Genomic DNA, 17,434 nt, shown 5'->3' on the forward strand with positions numbered 1-17,434 from the left:
GTCATGCCTCAATCTTAAGGGTGTCCAATGCGCCATATTTTTTGGTCAGGGACTTTTTGCGTTTGTTCACAAACCCTTTAACCTCGGTTTCGTTGTAATGGAAGGCTTTGTGTGCTTGATGTTCGCTTTCGTTTGAATTTTTTAACCTGGCCTCAGCATGTTCTTTAGGGCTTGAACTGGGATGGTAAATAGGTGAATAAAATAAATGTCGACTATAGGAGATTTCTACTTGGGCAGCGAGTATGCGGTTGCCGACGGCTTTTTGAAGGTTGCTGAGTATCCATTCCACGCTCATTTGTACGAGTATATCTTTGCTCTTGGTGGTGCTGAGTTTCGACTTTGTTGAAGCCGTTTTTTTTGATCTGCCGGTCTTTAAAGGGCTTGGGTTTTTTTTACTGGGAGCGTCTTGCTCGTTTTCGATGGGCTCAAGCAGTTTGCAGGGATCACCCAAACCCGATACGCCTAGCTTCGAGCCGACGCCAGGTTTCCGCGTATTGTTCAGTTTACGCATGAATTTTGGCGCATCCTCGTCACGACTTGCCTTAGCCTCAACAATGGCAAATTTCTCGCCTCCATTGTTGGAAGGGGTGGCTCGCCAAACAGCATCTATCCCCGTTCCATTAGCGCCATCAGACAATTTGTAGAGAACGTGGTTTGCCTTGGGGCTTCCTCCTGCGGAGAGTTTCCCCGTCTTACTCACACTCGGCACACCCTCCAACCACTTCCCATCCGCCCCCTTATCATGCCCATCCCAATCCTTGCCCCAACCAAACTCCACTGCACAAATGTAATCGGCAATGTGCTCCCCACTAACCCCCAGCCCTTCATTCAAAATGCTGGAAGGGGCCTGAAGACCTACTTTGGAGGCTTCAACCTGGTTGGAATGGGTGCCGCTCGCACCATCGGTTCCCTTTGCCGCAACAGCCGAATCTTTGCTTGCAGGCTTTTCCACTCTTTTCGGGTGGCTTGACCCGGAGGAGGCCGCCGAACTATTACGCTGCATCCCTTTCCATTTAACCAGCCGCTTCTCAACAATCCCCACCATGGCCGGCATGTTGTCGCGGGAGGCGGCGAGGACGGTGACGACGGATGTTTTTGCCCAGTTTGGAAGGCTCTGGAAAGTCGACGAGCCTTTTACGCCGGTGATGATCTCGTCGAGTTCACCGCGCAGTTTGCCGGCATCGAAGATCTGCTTGAGCAGTTCTTCGGGGCTGGTTTTGATCCCGCATTCTTGCAGTACGAAGCGAAGCAGGTCGAACAGTACCGGGGCGTAGCGTTGCGGGTCTTTGTTGACGATGCGCAGGCTCTTCTTCAGCCCGTCGCCCGGTCCTGGAACCCAGCCGATGACGGCCATCAGCAGGTCAAATTGTGCGTCTTCCTTTCCGTCCGTCGACTCTGCGTTGTAGAGGACGATAGAAGATTCGATGGTGTCGTAGGCGTCGATGGCCTGGCCAAGAAACGGCACCGCGCCGAGCGCGATGCCTTTTGCCAGTTCTACCGCGGCCTCTTGGTAAGCGGCGCTGCGGTCTTCATCACCTTCGTTTGCGCTCTCAACTGCTTCGTCACTCATGACAGCCTCCCTGCGGCTTTCTCCACCAATGCTTGTAAATCAACCTGGTCCGGGTCCAGGCCGAGCTTGCGTAAATCTGCGTTAACCTTTTCGTCCGAGTTCTGCACAATCGCTACGCTTTCACGGTTGTACGGCCTCGGATCCTCGCCGTAATACACCTTGGCCGGTCCTTTCGGAACATCCTCCAACCGGGCGAAGCCGTCATCGTCCAGCACACCCTCACGGGTCGAACCGTCCGCAAAGTCAACGCGGTAGGACGCGCCCGGCACGGGCTCAAGGTTGTCGTAGTGCAGGTTCAATTCCAGCCAAGTCGGATTGGTCTTGGCTTCCTTCATCAGGCGACCGGCGATGTCGGCGGCGGCAAGGCCTGGAATCAGTGGGGCGAGGATGCCGATGCCGGTGCCGGCACCCGGCCCACCGCCGGAGTTGACCTTGACGTTGGCGCCACTGATCGTCACGCCCCCCGCATCCACCTTCACAAAACTCCCGCCAGCCTTGGCCGTGAGCTCCATGCCACCTTCAACCACAACCTTTTCCCCAGCGTTGTAGTGAATCTCCTGACCGGCCTCGACAAACTGCGCCGTCCCAACCTTTACATGCTGAGTCACGCCAACGGCGAGGTGATCATCCGCCCGGGTTTCAGTCTTGCGGTCGAGGTGGGTGATGCGATGCTCTTCAACCTTGAATTCGCTTAAAACATTGGCCTCGACCGTGTCATGCCGCTCATTGCCGACGCGAATCTTCTGATCATGCTCAATGTTTTCATCCCAATCGCGTTGGGCGTGCAGGTAGATCTGTTCCGCGCCTTTCTTGTCTTCAATCCGAAACTCGTTGTAGCCGTTGCCGCCCGGCGAGCTCAGGGTCTTGAAGGTGCTGCGGGTCTTGTTCGCCGGCAGGTCGTAGGGGACGACGTTTTCCTTGTGGTACAGGCAGCCGGTGATCAGTGGTTGGTCGGGGTCGCCTTCCATAAAGGACACCAGCACTTCCATGCCGATGCGCGGGATGGCGATGCCGCCGTAGGCGCTTCCGGCCCAGCCGGTGGCGACGCGCAGCCAGCAGCTGGTCTTGTCGTCGGCCTGGCCTTCGCGGTCCCAGTGGAACTGGACTTTGACGCGGCCGTATTCGTCGCAATGGATTTCTTCACCCGCAGGGCCGGTGACGATGGCGGTCTGGCTGCCCAGGACTTTGGGTTTCGGGTGTTCGAGGGCAGGGCGGAAGTGCGCGTCCCACGGGGTGGCGAGGAAGCGGTTGCGGTAGCCCTGGTGGAAATCGTCTTTGTTCTGGGTGACGTCGCTGGTGACGTTTGCGCCGAGCACTTGCGGCTGTTTGCCTTCGTGCACCACTTCCAGCAGCAGCCAGAGGTCGTTCCACTCGGCGCGCGGGTGTTCGCTGAGGGCCATGAAGTGGCCGCTGACCAGGGTTGGCTCGTCGCCTTTGCCTTCGGCAAGTTTGTAGTCGCTGCGGTGGCGTTCCAGGGCGCGGGTCGCCAGTTGCTTGCCGCGTTCGCGGTCGGTGAAGCGGCCGGGGTAGTCGTAGTCTTCGAGGTCCGGGGCGAACGCGCTTTTGGCGGAGCCCTCGGGCAGGATGCTCGGTTTTTCGAAGTCGTAATCGCGGCGGCTGACGCGGGTGGTGCGGGTTTCCAGGCGCAGGTTGAAGCGCTTGATCACCGGTTTCTCGGCAGCCATGCCGGAGTCTTGCTGGTAGGCCACGGGCGCGAGTTTGCGGAACACCGTCTGGTCATCGCCGAACACCAGTTTGTGGCCGCTGGCACTGTGCTGGAAGTGGAAGTGAATGCCTTCTTCTTCGCACAGGCGCTGGATGAAATGCAGGTCGGATTCGTCGTACTGCACGCAGTAATCGCGTTCCGGGTAGATCGCGCCGAGCTGAAAGCTGTAGGCATCGGCCAGGATGCCGCGCGCTTCGAGGACCTGAGCGATGATCTTCGGCACACTTAAATGCTGGAAAATCTGTTGGTCATGGTTGTGGCGTAGGTAGGCGAGTTGCGGCACCAGGCTGATGCTGTAACGGGTCAGGCTTTTGCCGGAGTCGCCTTGCTCGATGCGGTACACCAAGCCGTGGATGATGCCTTTGCCGGTGGCGCCGAAGGTCAGGCAGCCGGGCTTGTGCAGCAACTCTTCGAGTTTCAGGTCGGGGCGCGCGCTGACCAGTTCGATGTCGAAGCTGAACGGCTGGTTGAGGGTTTCGCGACCGACGAAGCTGAGTACCTGAAGGTCAACGGAAACGCCTTCCAGCGTCAGGGAAATATGGGTTGCGTTCGCGTCCAGCATGCCTTTAATTCCGTCCTTTGAATAAGCTGGGGCGGATGGTGCAGGATTAAAGCGCCTCGTTCAAGGAAACCAACAGTCATTTACCGACTAAAGTCGTCTGTAGCCCGTAACAGCCTTCTGCCATCATCGCCGCTCACTTCTGTGTGTCCACTTCATCCTGGCAAGTTACTTGTCCGGGGCGAAGGCTATTTTTTTGGCTTATTGCGCCTTGCGCAAACGCTGCACTGTTGGAGTTTTTTTTCATGCGTCCCCCCTTTACTCTCATCACCGCGCGCCAGTCACTCGGCTTCGGCGCTTTAGTCCTGTGCGCCGGTTTTACCGGGTCGGTTTTCGCGAGCGGTTTTATCGACGACACCACGGCGAAAATCGAGTCGCGCACGGTGTATTTCAATCGCGACTTTCGTGATGGGCACACGTCCACCGAGCAGGGCGCTTCGAAGCGTGAAGAGTCGGCTCAAGGTTTTATTCTCAATCTGCAATCGGGTTACACCGAAGGCACCGTCGGCTTCGGTATCGATGCCTTGGGCATGCTGGGGCTCAAGCTCGACTCCAGCGCCGACAGCAGCAACAGCGGTTTGCTGCCGTCCACGGGTCAGGATCCGCGCGGGTCGAAAGACGAGTACGCAAAACTGGGCCTGACCGCAAAAGTGCGTGTCTCGCAAAGTGTATTGAAGTACGGCGCACTGCTGCCGGACGTGCCGCTGCTGAAGTACAACGATGGTCGGTTGCTGCCGACGATGTTCAATGGCGCAATGCTCACCTCCAAAGAGGTCAAGGACCTGACCTTTATGGCGGCGCGGCTGGACAAGTACACCGCCCGGGATTCCACCGATTCCCAGGACATCCGCGTGCACTGCAAGAACAAGCGTTATGCCTGCAACGTCACCGCCGATCATTTCGACATGTACGGTTTCGACTACAAGATCAACGAGCGCCTGACCGGCCAGTATCACTACGCCGAACTGGAAGACATCTACCGTCAGCACTTCTTAGGTTTGCTGGCCAACCAGCCGTTGGGCGACGGCGTGCTCAAGGCTGACCTTCGACTGCTAAAGAGTGCCGACAGCGGCGCCGCTCGTGCAGGCTCCATCGACAACCGCGCCCTGAGCGGCATGCTCGCTTACGCCATCAGCGGTCACACCTTCAGCGCTGGTTGGCAGCGCATGAACGGCGACAATTCGATGCCGTATCTGGATGGGACCAATCCGTATCTGGTCAACTATGTACAGGTCAACGACTTCGCCGCTGCGCAGGAGCGCTCGTGGCAGTTGCGGTATGACTATGACTTCAAGGCGATTGGCATTAATGGACTGAGTTTCCTGACCCGTTATGTGAACGGTGATCACATCAAGGTGCTGGGCAGCGATCAGGAAGGGAAGGAGTGGGAGCGCGACAGCGAGCTCAAGTACGTGGTGCAGAGCGGGACGTTCAAAGATGTCAGCCTGCGGTTGCGCAATGCGACGTACCGGACCAACTACGAGAAGTTTGCCCGGGATGTCGATGAGACCCGGTTGATCGTGAGTTACAACTTTTCGGTGCTCTAAATGATCGTTCCCACGCTCCGCGTGGGAATGCAGCCCGGGACGCTCCGCGTCCCTTTCGCGAATTGGAACGCGGAGCGTCCCTTGAGGCATTCCCACGCAGAGCGTGGGAACGATCAGTCAGGTGAGTTGCTGGCGATATGGCAAGTCCGGCCCGGTCTTGCTGCACGTCAGCGCCGCCGCTTCTACTGCAAATTTGAGCATGGCGTCGATCTGCTCGCGGCCGAGCGATTGCACGCCCTCAACCGAATCCAGCTGCTGCTCCGTCAGCCAGGTAATCAACGCCGCCTGGAACGTATCGCCAGCGCCCACGGTGTCGGCGATTTTCACTGAGCTCGCCGGCACCGACCATAAACCATGGGCACGACTGAACACCGTCGCCCCCTCGCCACCACGGGTCAGAAACACCAACTGACAACGATGCTGCAGCCAGCCTTCAATCACCCGTTGCGGGTCTTGCTCGGGGTACAACAGGCTCAAATCCTCATCGCTGACTTTGATCAGGTCGGCCAGCTCAACCAAGGTGGCAACCCGCGAACGCCACAGGTCGATATTCGGCTCAGGATTGAGCCGTACGTTGGGGTCAAGGCTGATCAAGCGTTTACCGCTTTCGTGCTGCACCAACGCCAACAGTGTGTCGGCAATCGGCTGCACCACCAGCGAGAACGAGCCGATGTGCAGGCCGCGCACTTCAGGGCCCAGTTCCGGCAGATGCTCCAGTTTCAGTTGCCGATCCGCGCAGCCTTCGCCCCGGAAGCTGTAATGCGGCGAACCATTCGCACCGACAGCCACCATCGCCAGGGTCGTAGGCGCGGCGAAATCCACCAGGTAATCCGGGCGTACGCCTTCATCCTGCAACACCTGCTGCAAGCGCCGACCGAGATAGTCGGTCGACAACCCGGCGAACAGCGCCGCGTCCACGCCCAAACGGCGCAAACCCACCGCCACGTTGAACGGCGAGCCGCCGGCAATCGCCTTGAAATTCACTTTTGAAGCCAGGCCGCTGGCATCGTCTTCACTGAAGAAATCGAACAGCGCTTCGCCACACACCAGGTACATAGTTATTCACTCTTCAAAGGGTTGCGACATGCTGTTGATAGCGTTCGTAGGCCTGCTGACAGGCCGCCACATTGTCTGCGATCGGCAAGGTTTCGCTGGCCGGATCGAGCTTCACGCAACGCTCGCATAGATCCTCCAGGCTGTCTTCATGCCCGTTTTCCCAGGACTTGCACCACGCCGCCTCAATCGCGGCACCAAGGGCCGCGGCTTCGCTTTGTTCGGTGCAGATGACCGGGGTGTTCATGATGTCGGCGACCATCTGGCGCCACACCGGGCTTTTCGAGCCGCCGCCGATCAGGCAGATGCTGCGGCTTTGTAAGCCATTCTGGCGCAGCAGGTCCAGTCCATAACGCAAACCGAAGGTCGTGCCTTCGACCACCGCGCGGCACAGGTTGGCCTGAGTCAGGTTGGTCATCGTCAGCCCCAGCAAACTGCCGGTGGCATGGGGCAGGGCGGGGACGCGCTCGCCGTTGAGGAATGGCAGCACGCACACACCTTCGGCACCGATGGGTGCTTGCTCAACGAGGGCGTTGAACTGTTCGATATCCAGCTCGAACAGCTCGCGTATCACCCCGGTCGCGTTGGTCAGGTTCATGGTGCAGATCAGCGGCAGCCAGCCACCGCTGGAGGAGCAGAACGTTGCGACTGAAGCGTCCGGACTGACTTTCGGCTGGTCGGCATAGGCGTACACCGTCCCCGATGAACCGAGACTCATGGTGATAGCGCCGGGCTTGATGTTGCCGGTGCCGATGGCGCCCATCATGTTGTCGCCACCGCCGCTGGAGACCAGCGCCTGCGGGTTGATGCCCAGGTGTTCGGCGATGCTCGGCAGGATCGTCCCGACGGCTTGATGAGCGTCGATCAGCTCCGGCAACGCGGCTTGCAGTCGCCCGGTGGGGTCGATGTCACGCAGCAGCTGCAAATCCCACTGACGAGTTCGCACATTGAAATAGCCGGTGCCCGAGGCGTCGCCGTACTCGCTGCAACTGCGGCCGGTGAGCCAATAGTTGAGGTAGTCGTGGGGCAGCAGGATGCGCGCGATGCGAGCGAAAATCTGCGGATGTTGTTCTTTGGTCCAGAGCAGTTTGGAGACGGTGTAGCCGGGCGCGATCACAACGCCGAGGCGTTCCAGAGAGCCTATTTCGCCACCCAGATGGGCAAGCAGACGGTCGTTTTCCGGGGTGGATTCGGTGTCACACCAGAGTTTGGCCGGACGCAGCACCTGGCCCTGATCGTCGAGCAGCACCAGCCCGTGTTGCTGGCCGGAAACGCCGATGCCGAGGATGTCCTGGCCGTCGACCTTCGCCGCGAGCAATGCGCGGCGAGTGGCAAGCGCGAAGGCCTCCAGCCATTGCGAGGTGTCTTGCTCGCGGCGGCCATTGGCGCCACTGATCAAGGTGTGGGCGGCGGCGCCCTGGCCGAGCACCTGACCGCTGACGGCGTCGAGGATGATGGCTTTGGTGCCTTGGGTGCCGCAGTCGATGCCGAGGAATAGTTGTTGGTTTGCCATGGAAGATCCTTGGTGTGTCAGGTCGATCTCGGTGAAGCCATTCGCGAGCAAGCCCGCTCCCACAGGAGATCTTCAGCGGATACGAATTCTGGGTTCGACACCGACCCAATGTGGGAGCGGCGGTGCGGCGATCCGACTTGCTCGCGAAGGCGGTAGCCAATTCACCGCCGTATCTACGCCAACACCCGCTCCAGAGTCCGCGTCACCCCAACATCACGCAAGCTGTTACAGCACCATTCAAACGCCGCCACAAACTCGGGCGAATGCGGGATCGCCGTACCAAAAATCTCCTCAACCTCCAGCAACCGCTGCGTGATCAACGCATCATCCACCACCAACGCCTGACAGAACGCCGCCCGCGGATCAGGAATACTGTAGGTCTCGCCATTTTCGTCCACGCCCTTCAAATACAGTGCCCATGCGGCTACGACTAATGCCGCCCGTTTGGTTTCCTGCCCATCAGCAATCAATCGATTGATCGTCGGCACCGTGAACTTCGGAAACTTCGACGAACCGTCCGAACACACGCGCTCCAGTTGATCGGCAATCGCCTGGTTGGAGAAGCGTGCCTCCAGGGTGTTTTTGTACTCGGTCAGGTCAATCCCCGGCACGGGTGACAGTTGCGGGGTCACGTCCAGGTCCATGTAGGCACGCATGTAGCGCACGAACAGCGGATCGTTCATGGTTTCGTGAACGAAGCGGTAACCCTTCAAAAACCCCAGATAAGTGAGTGCCAGGTGACTGCCGTTGAGCAGTTTGATCTTCATCTCTTCATAAGGCGTGACGTCGTCGGTGAACTGCACGCCGACCTTTTCCCAAGCCGGACGACCATTGACGAACTTGTCTTCCAGCACCCATTGCACAAACGGTTCGCAGACCACCGGCCAGGCGTCGTCGATAGCGTGTTTATCGTGCAGTTGCAGCTTGTGTTCGGTGCTGGTCATCGGCGTGATGCGGTCGACCATCGCGTTGGGGAAACTCACGTGGGTGGCGATCCAGTCCCGCAGATCGGCATCGCGCAGGGCGGCGAACGCCAGTAACGCTTTGCGAGTGACCGCGCCGTTGTGTGGCAGGTTATCGCAGGACATCAAGGTGAATGCAGGCGTGCCGGTTGCACGACGTTTGGTCAGCGCGGCGCAGAGAAAACCGAACACGGTTTTCGGGGCGTTCGGGTGTGCCAGGTCGTGCTGGATCTGCGGCAGTTGGGCCATGAACTCGCCGTTGCTGTCGTCGATGCAGTAGCCGCCCTCGGTAATGGTCAGCGAAACGATACGGATCTCGGGGCTGGCGAGTTTGTCGATCAGCGCTGCTGCGCCGTCTTCGGCCAGCAGCATGTCGCGAATCGCGCCGATGACCCGAACTTCGGTGTCGTCGGTATCGCCCAGCTCGAACAGGGTGAAGAGGTAATCCTGCTCTTTGAGGTCGTCCCGGGCGCGGCGGTCTTCGGCACGCAGGCCGACGCCGCAAATCGCCCAGTCCAGGTCTTCGCCGGTATTCATCAACGCATCGGTGTAATACGCCTGATGGGCGCGGTGGAAACCGCCGACGCCAATGTGCGCGATGCCTTGACGCGTGTCGCTCAGGGCGTAGGCGGGCAGGACCACCTCGGGGGCGAGACGGTTGAGGTTCTGTTTATTCAGTTTCATCACATGCACTCTAAAATCAGGCCGCAGCGCGCAACGGGCGGGTTAGCGCCACACCGTCGGCATCGAATAAGTGGCAGTGCTCGGCGTCCAGGTGCAGGCTCAGCGACTCGCCATAACGGCTGGCCAGGTCGCCGCGAACACGCATGGTCAAGGCTTCGCCGGACGAGGTCACCACGTGGCAGAAGGTGTCGCTGCCCAGGCGTTCGCTGACGTCGGCGGTGACCTGCAAGGTGCAGTCGCCGGTTTGCGCGAGATTCAGGTGTTCAGGACGAATACCCAACGTCACCGCACCACCGACGCTCAGGTTGGCGCCGCTCAGCGGCAACGTGATGCGGGTGCCGGCGTCCAGCAGCACTTCACAGCTTTGGCGCTCAATGCGGGTGACTTTGCCTTTGAGGAAACCCATTTTCGGCGTACCCAGGAACCCGGCGACAAACAGATTGGCCGGCTGGTGATACAGGTCCAGTGGCGAGCCGACTTGTTCGACTTTGCCGCCGTTGAGTACCACGACTTTGTCGGCCATGGTCATGGCTTCGACCTGGTCGTGGGTCACGTAGATCATCGTGGCTTTGAGTTCTTTGTGCAGGCGCAGCAGTTCCAGGCGCATCTGTACGCGCAGGGCGGCGTCGAGGTTGGACAGCGGTTCGTCGAACAGGAAGATTTTCGGATTGCGCACGATGGCGCGGCCGATGGCCACGCGCTGACGCTGACCGCCGGACAATTGTTTCGGTTTACGTTCGAGCATCGGCCCGAGTTCGAGGATGCGTGCCGCTTCGCCGACTTTCTTCTCGACTTCGGCTTTCGGTACGCCGGCCAGGTCGAGGGCAAACGACATGTTTTTGCGCACGCTCATGTGTGGGTACAGGGCGTACGTCTGGAACACCATCGCCAGGTCACGCTTGGCCGGGCTGACTTCGGTGATGTCGCGGCCATCGAGTTCGATGGTGCCGCCACTGACTTCTTCCAGGCCGGCAATCAGGCGCAGCAACGTGGATTTGCCGCAGCCCGACGGTCCGACGAACACCACGAACTCGCGGTCGTTCACTTCCAGGTCGATGCCTTTGATGATGGAAAAGCCTTCGAAGCCTTTTTGCAGATTTTTGATTTTCAGGTTGGCCATGATGATGGGCCTCCACTTGTTGTTATTCCGTTGAGCCGTGCGGGCTTTTTTGTGGGAGTGAGCCTGCTCGCGATGAGGCCGTGTCAATCGACATCATTGTTTAATGACAGACCGCCATCGCGAGCAGGCTCACTCCTACAGGGATCTTCATTTCACGGCGCCGAACGACAGGCCGCGGACCAATTGTTTCTGGCTGATCCAGCCGAAGATCAGGATCGGCGCGCAGGCCAGGGTCGACACCGCCGACAACTTGGCCCAGAACAGACCTTCGGGACTGGAGTAGGAGGCGATCAATGCCGTCAACGGTGCGGCTTTCGACGAAGTCAGGTTCAAGGACCAGAACGCCTCGTTCCAGCACAGGATCAGCGACAACAGCACCGTGGAAGCCAGACCGCCCTTGGCGATCGGCAGCAGCACCCGGACCATTTCCTGCCACAGCGTGGCACCGTCGAGGCGCGCGGCTTCGAGGATGTCCTTGGGGATGTCTTTGAAGTAGGTGTAAATCATCCAGACCACGATCGGCAGGTTGATCAGCGTGTAGATCACGATCAGTGCGATCCGCGTGTCCAGCAGGCCGAAACTCTTGGCCAGCAGGTAGATCGGCATCAGCACGCCCACCGGTGGCAGCATCTTGGTGGAGAGCATCCACAGCAGCGTGCCTTTGGTGCGTTGGGTTTCGTAGAACGCCATCGAGTACGCCGCCGGCACCGCGATCAGTAGGCACAGGGCTGTAGCGCTGAACGAAATCACCACCGAGTTCCAGGCGAAGCTGAAGTAGTCGCTGCGCTCGTTGATGTGCAGGTAGTTCTCCAGCGTCGGGGCGAAGATGAACTGCGGCGGCGTGGCGAACGCATCGATTTCGGTTTTGAAACTGGTCATCACCATCCAGAAGATCGGAAAAAAGATCAGGATCGCGATGGCCCAGGCCAGGGTGCCGAGCAGCAGGCTTTGCAGACGGCGGGATTGTTGAAGGGTCATGGCGCAGGCCTCAGGCTTTGTCTGTCAGGTTTTTGCCGATCATGCGCACCAGCACGATGGCCGCGATGTTGGCGATCACCACCGCGATCAAGCCACCGGCGGACGCCATGCCGACGTCGAACTGCACCAGCGCCTGGTTGTAGATCAAGTAGGCGAGGTTGGTCGAGGCGTAGCCGGGGCCGCCGTTGGTGGTGGTGAATATTTCGGCGAACACCGACAGCAGGAAAATGGTTTCGATCATCACCACTACGGCAATCGGCCGTGCCAGGTGCGGCAAGGTCAGGTGCCAGAAAATCGCGATCGGCCCGGCACCGTCGAGGCGCGCGGCTTCTTTCTGTTCCTGGTCGAGGGACTGCATGGCAGTCATCAGGATCAGGATCGCGAAGGGCAGCCATTGCCAGGACACGATGATGATGATCGACAGCAGCGGGTAGTGCGCCAGCCAGTCCACCGGTTGCGCGCCGAACAGCTTCCAGACGTAGGCGAGAATCCCCGACACCGGATGGAAAATCAGGTTCTTCCAGATCAGCGCACCGACGGTGGGCATGATGAAAAACGGCGAGATCAGCATCACCCGTACGATGCCGCGACCCAGAAACTCACTGGCCTCCAGCAGCGCACTGATCAACACGCCGAACACCACGCTGATCAGCAGCACGCTGCCGACCAGCAACAAGGTATTGGTGGCGCCGGGCAGGAACCCCGAGTCGCTGAGGAAGTAGCTGAAGTTCTCCAGCCCGACGAACTCGTTCTCACCGGGGTAGAGCAGGTTGTAGCGGATCAATGAGAAGTAAACGGTCATGCCCAGCGGCACGATCATCCACAGCAGCAACAACGCCACCGAGGGGCTGACCAGGAACCAGCCGGGGTTAGACAACCGGCTTTTACGCACCGGTTGGGGAATGTCCATGTGAGCTTTGGCAGTTGAAATATTCATGGCGATAGAACCGATAAGGAACAGACAAATGAAGAACAAATGTGGGAGCGAGCCTGCTCGCGAAAGCGGTGTTCCAGTCGCCAGAGATGCATCGGATGTACCGACCTCTTCGCGAGCAGGCTCGCTCCCACATTGAAATGGCGGGTTACTTGGGGTAACCGGCGCGCTTCATTTCACGTTCGGTAGTTGACTGGGCGGCGGTCAGGGCCTGGTCGACCGTGGTCTGGCCGATCAGTGCCGCCGAGAACAGTTTGCCGACCTGGGTGCCCACGGCCTGGAATTCAGGAATGGTCACCAACTGGATGCCGATATACGGCACGGGCTTGAGGGTCGGCCTGCTCGGGTCCGCGGCTTTCAGTGATTCAAGGGTCACTTTGGCGAACGGCGCAGCCTTCATGTACTCATCGTTGTACGTCGAAGCGCGAGTACCTGGCGGCACGTTGGCAATGCCGTCTTTCTCGGCAACCAAAGCACCGTATTCCTTGGAAGTGGCCCAGGCGCTGAAGGTTTTCGCGGCGTCCTTGGCCTTGGAACTGGTCGGAATTGCCAGCGCCCAGGAATACAACCAGGCCGAGCCCTTGTCGGTGGTCTCGTGCGGTGCATAGGTGAAGCCGACGTGGTCGCTGACCTTGCTTTGGGTTTTGTCGGTGACGAAGGAACCGGCGACGCTGGCATCGACCCAGATCGCGCACTTGCCGCTGTTGAACAGCGCCAGGTTTTCGTTGAAACCGTTGCTCGATGCACCCGGCGGGCCGGATTTCTTCATGGTGTCGACGTAGAAGTTCAGCGCGTTTTTCCACTCGGGGCCGGTGAATTCCGGCTTCCACTGCTCATCGAACCAGCGCGCACCATAGGCATTGGCGACGGTGGTGATCAATGCCATGTTCTCGCCCCAGCCGGCCTTGCCGCGCAGGCAGATGCCGTACTGTTCTTTATCCTTATTGGTGAGTTTGCTGGCGAATTCGCTGATCTGGGTCCAGGTCGGGTGCTCGGGCATGGCCAGCCCGGCTTCCTTGAACAGATCGGTGCGGTAATAGGTGATGGAGCTTTCGGCGTAGAAGGGCAAGGCATACAGCGAACCCTTGACCGACAGGCCTTCACGCACCGATGGGAACACGTCGTCGAGGGCATAACTGGCCGGCAAGTCCTTCATCGGCTCCAGCCAACCTTTGGCGCCCCAGAGTGCGGCTTCGTACATGCCGATGGTCAGTACATCGAACTGTCCGCCCTGAGTGGCGATGTCGGTGGTCAGGCGTTGGCGCAGGACATTTTCTTCCAGCACCACCCAATTGAGCTTGATGTCCGGATGCTCGGCCTCGAAGGTTTTCGAGAGTTTTTGCATGCGGATCATGTCGCTGTTGTTGACGGTGGCGATGGTCAGGGTCTGGGCGCCGAGGCTGACGCTGCTGAGGGTCATGCAGGTGAGGGCAAGCAGAGCTTTTACAGAAGGTTGCATCGTGCACTCCTTTTCTGCACCCGGCGGGTTACAGAAGGACAGTTATTGTTTTTGTGTCTTCCGACGGCAGGAAGAATGTGCACTGATTACAGCCTTCAATTGATGACGTGACAAATCATCCATCGCACTTAGATCGATACTTTTTTGCACTGATGTCTGGAAAGGCAGGATTTGGCGCCTGGCGCCCTGTAGCAGCTGCCGAAGGCTGCGTTCGAGTGCGAAGCACTCGCTGGAGCACAGTACGCGGGTGATTCCGGCGCAGTGGAGTCGCAGGTTTGGCGCCTGCTGCGCAGTCGAACGCAGCCTTCGGCAGCTGCTACAGGGATCGTCCGTGTTACAAAATCAGTGCTGATTTTGCTCAGTCAACCGCTGCACGGCCAACCGCCGGTAATGCGACGGCGTCATGCCCTTGAGTTGCTGAAAACGCCGATTGAAGTTGGAAATATTGTTGAAGCCCGATTCGAAACACACATCGGTTACCGGTTTGTCACCGTCGGCCAGCAGCTCACAGGATTTGCTGATGCGCAGGCGATTGACGAACTCGATGAAGCAGCGGCCAGTGGCTTGCTTGAATACTCGACTGAAATAAGTCGGCTTCATGCCCAGGTGCTCGGCGACTTCTTCCAGCGGCAGTTCACGGGCGTAATGCGCAAAGATGTAATCCACCGCCCGGTTGGTGCGATCGATATTGTGCTCGTCGGCCAATTGCGGGGTCGTGGCCCCGGACAGCAGCTGATAGTCGTCAGAGGTCGCCAGCAACTCCAGCAGAATGAAAAAGTGCCCGAGGCGTGTCACGCCTTTGGTGTCGGCGATGCGCTGCATCAACGTCATGGCCTGGCGAATGGTGCGCTTGCAGCGAAACTCGATGCCGTACTGGGCGCGCTCCAACAGCGGCGCCAGCGTTTTGAGCTCGGCAAACACCAAGTGGCCACTGTCGAACAACTCGTCCGTGAAATTGACCAGCATGTCGCGCTTGGGCACCACTTCGTCTTCGGCCACCTGGCTGATCCAGTTGTGGGGCAGGTTGGGGCCGGTGAGGAACAGCGATTCTGGATAGAAGTTACCGATGTAGTCACCGATGAACACTTTGCCGGAGCTGGCGACGATCAGGTGCAGCTCGTATTCCTTGTGAAAATGCCAGCGCACCAACGGGCAAGGAAAACCGTGCTGGCGGTAGATAATGGACAACCCGTTATGGTCGTCCATCAGTTCGTAGGAGGGGTCTGTCACGCGGGCTGTTCGGGTCATGTCAGGACGCTTTTCTTGTTTTCGCAATCCGATCATGCCTCTTTTGGCGCCTGCTGTGCCAGCCTGCCACGACTTTGGCTTAGGCCCGCTGGTGCAACCTGTCTCCGTAAACCGCTTTCATGCTGGTGGCGCTCCAGCAGTAGCGGACAATATCCGCCTCGTCAAAGAAATCGGTGCTGATGATACTGCACCGGGTGACCCAATCGCGGGTGGTGTGGAACCAGTTGTTGATTTGGTTTTTGATGTGCTGCGGGCCACCCAGCAGCGAATAGCACGTCGCCGGCAAAGACCAGAGAAATGTATCGTAAGGCGCCCCCACCAGGGTGGTCTGGATATGCGATTGCAGATCGCTGGTGTCGGTGAATACCTTGCCGTTCCATTTGTGAGGTACATGCGGCCAGAAATACTCACTGTCGAGTCCGGGCTTCGTCTGTGCGGCCATGACAATGCGACGCTGCGAACTGGCGCGCTTGAGCTGTTCCACGGTACTGCGCGCATCCGAAGGACGGATCAAACGCGAGCCCAGGCGGCGCATCAGAAAATCATTGAATTGTCGGTAGTCGAAAGGCTTCGCTGCATCCCCTAACTGGTGGAAGTCGAGGACGATGAATTCCTCCGGGTTTCGGTCGAGGAATATCGTCACCGCGTCGATCAGTTCATCAAGAATGCGGTGGGACTGATAGCCGTTGTGATGGAAGTAGAACACCGGTACTACCGGGCCGGCGGTACAGCCAAGCCGGATATCGAACGCCCGTGCCCCGTTGGCCAGTTGCCAGGCAAATGAGTCGTTCTGGCACGTTGTCCAGTTGCCGACCACCACCTCATAGTTGGGCGCTTTTTTGTCCATGCCGGCGTTGTGCGTGCCGGGCCAGACAATATCGGTCAGCTTCAACTGGCCGATATCCAGTACGTTGCTCATCCATCTCTGTTTGTTGAGTGTGGTTGCTGTATTGCGGGTCATGACAGTTCCTTGTCGTTGATTCGCCCCATCCGTGGGGAGAAGAAGTTCATGTGTCGGATGTGGCTGGGTGCCACATCCGTATCACTCGCCTGAGACAAAAGGCTTTCATGACCCAGCATAGAAGTGCGTGGCAGTATTGCCAGCGTCGGAAACACTTACACAAGAATAGCTATTTGATGGCGCGAAAATTGTTAATTTCGCTTGCTCGCTTTCGTCAGGTTTACAGTTCGGCAATAAGAGACAATGTTGGATTCTTCAATAAAATCGACATTGATGATGTTGCACTTTGACGCCCAGTCGCTTTTCTTCGGATCGAACCAGGAATTAAGCTCGTCATGAATATCCACGGGGCCACCGAGAGCACTGTAACTGGTGGCGGAAAGCGACCACGGTGCCCATGTGCCCGGCGGGTATTTCAGCACATTAATAATGTGCTGTTTCAAATCAGCGGCATCGGTGATGCCGCTGCCTGACCATTTGTGCCCGATCTGCTCGTGAAATACGTTTTGATCAAGCGCTCTGTTCCAAGGGGCCGCGACCAAAATTCTTTGCATAGAGCTGATTTGTTTGAGTTGACGAAGACTCAGAGACCGGTTTTTGGTGGGGATTATGCGATCGCCGACGAGGAGCTCCATCAAGCTGTTGAAGTAAGCGAAATCAAACTGATCCCCCTTCAGTTCATGAAAGTCCAGGATGATGAATTCGTTGGGGTTCTCTCGAAGAAATTTTTCCACGTCGAATAGAAGGTTCCCCACGGTACGACCATTACGGTAACCGTTGTGATGAATGCAGTATTTTCCGGGTCCCAGCGCGTCGGCGTCGTACATTAAACGGATGTCCAGCGCTCGAGATCCGTGGTTCAACTGGGCATAAAACGATTGGTGCTGACAGGCCAGCCAGTGGGCGCCTGGAATCAGCGACCAGGATGCTTTCCAATCGCTGCCCGCGTTATGAGTGCCTGGCAGCGTCAATTCGCAGAGCGACAATGTATCAATTGCCGGAGTAGCGGCCATCCAGTTGTTAAGTGTGTAATTATTCTGAACAACGTTGTCCATTTAATGCATCCTTGCATTGATTTTTTAAGGGTGGGTAGTTGCGCCGAACTTAACTGGTAAAGTTA

13 protein-coding genes are annotated in these 17,434 nt (G+C 58.3%); 1 reads left to right on the forward strand and 12 read right to left on the reverse strand.

Annotated features, from left to right (window positions below; all coding sequences use genetic code 11):
• Position 1: 1 nt before the first annotated feature.
• Positions 2-1,570: a hypothetical protein gene (locus ASC74_RS05985; protein WP_056740051.1), complete on the reverse strand. Its 1,569-nt coding sequence runs from the start codon at positions 1,568-1,570 to the stop codon at positions 2-4.
• Positions 1,567-3,858, reverse strand: a complete 2,292-nt coding sequence (locus tag ASC74_RS05990) for a type VI secretion system Vgr family protein (protein ID WP_056740053.1) — start codon at positions 3,856-3,858, stop codon at positions 1,567-1,569. Before ASC74_RS05990 ends, ASC74_RS05985 begins: the two co-directional genes overlap by 4 nt.
• Positions 3,859-4,100: 242 nt before the next feature.
• Between ASC74_RS05990 and ASC74_RS05995 the strand changes: the two genes are divergently transcribed.
• Positions 4,101-5,402 carry an OprD family porin gene (locus ASC74_RS05995; RefSeq protein WP_056740055.1) on the forward strand — a complete coding sequence of 434 codons (1,302 nt, stop codon included), beginning with the start codon at positions 4,101-4,103 and terminating at the stop codon, positions 5,400-5,402.
• Between the two features lie 117 nt (positions 5,403-5,519).
• Here ASC74_RS05995 and ASC74_RS06000 read toward each other — a convergent pair whose 3' ends face one another.
• From ASC74_RS06000 to ASC74_RS06045, 10 genes are all read right to left on the reverse strand, one after another.
• Complete coding sequence (locus ASC74_RS06000) at positions 5,520-6,458, reverse strand: carbohydrate kinase family protein (protein WP_056740057.1); 939 nt, start codon at positions 6,456-6,458, stop codon at positions 5,520-5,522.
• 13 nt (positions 6,459-6,471) lie between these two features.
• The gene (gene xylB, locus ASC74_RS06005) at positions 6,472-7,968 is read right to left on the reverse strand and encodes a xylulokinase (RefSeq protein WP_056740059.1); all 1,497 of its coding nucleotides are present in this window, start codon (positions 7,966-7,968) and stop codon (positions 6,472-6,474) included.
• 173 nt (positions 7,969-8,141) lie between these two features.
• On the reverse strand, positions 8,142-9,614 hold the full coding sequence (locus tag ASC74_RS06010) for a mannitol dehydrogenase family protein (protein WP_056740060.1): 1,473 nt from the start codon (positions 9,612-9,614) through the stop codon (positions 8,142-8,144).
• Between the two features lie 16 nt (positions 9,615-9,630).
• Positions 9,631-10,734, reverse strand: coding sequence for an ABC transporter ATP-binding protein (locus ASC74_RS06015; RefSeq protein WP_046047129.1), 1,104 nt, complete (start codon positions 10,732-10,734; stop codon positions 9,631-9,633).
• Between the two features lie 147 nt (positions 10,735-10,881).
• Complete coding sequence (locus ASC74_RS06020; protein WP_056740062.1) at positions 10,882-11,712, reverse strand: carbohydrate ABC transporter permease; 831 nt, start codon at positions 11,710-11,712, stop codon at positions 10,882-10,884.
• Between the two features lie 10 nt (positions 11,713-11,722).
• Positions 11,723-12,649, reverse strand: a complete 927-nt coding sequence (locus tag ASC74_RS06025; RefSeq protein WP_046047221.1) for a carbohydrate ABC transporter permease — start codon at positions 12,647-12,649, stop codon at positions 11,723-11,725.
• 145 nt (positions 12,650-12,794) lie between these two features.
• Complete coding sequence (locus tag ASC74_RS06030) at positions 12,795-14,105, reverse strand: ABC transporter substrate-binding protein (protein ID WP_056740064.1); 1,311 nt, start codon at positions 14,103-14,105, stop codon at positions 12,795-12,797.
• A gap of 342 nt (positions 14,106-14,447) precedes the next feature.
• A complete protein-coding gene (locus tag ASC74_RS06035) occupies positions 14,448-15,353 on the reverse strand; it encodes an AraC family transcriptional regulator (protein ID WP_056740114.1) in 906 nt (301 codons plus the stop codon).
• A 79-nt stretch (positions 15,354-15,432) separates the two neighbouring features.
• A complete protein-coding gene (locus tag ASC74_RS06040; RefSeq protein ID WP_056740066.1) occupies positions 15,433-16,314 on the reverse strand; it encodes a hypothetical protein in 882 nt (293 codons plus the stop codon).
• Positions 16,315-16,505: 191 nt separating this feature from the next.
• Positions 16,506-17,369 carry a hypothetical protein gene (locus ASC74_RS06045; RefSeq protein WP_056740068.1) on the reverse strand — a complete coding sequence of 288 codons (864 nt, stop codon included), beginning with the start codon at positions 17,367-17,369 and terminating at the stop codon, positions 16,506-16,508.
• Positions 17,370-17,434 lie beyond the last annotated feature (65 nt).

It is taken from the genome of Pseudomonas sp. Root329 (assembly GCF_001424925.1).
Lineage (GTDB): Bacteria > Pseudomonadota > Gammaproteobacteria > Pseudomonadales > Pseudomonadaceae > Aquipseudomonas > Aquipseudomonas arabinosi.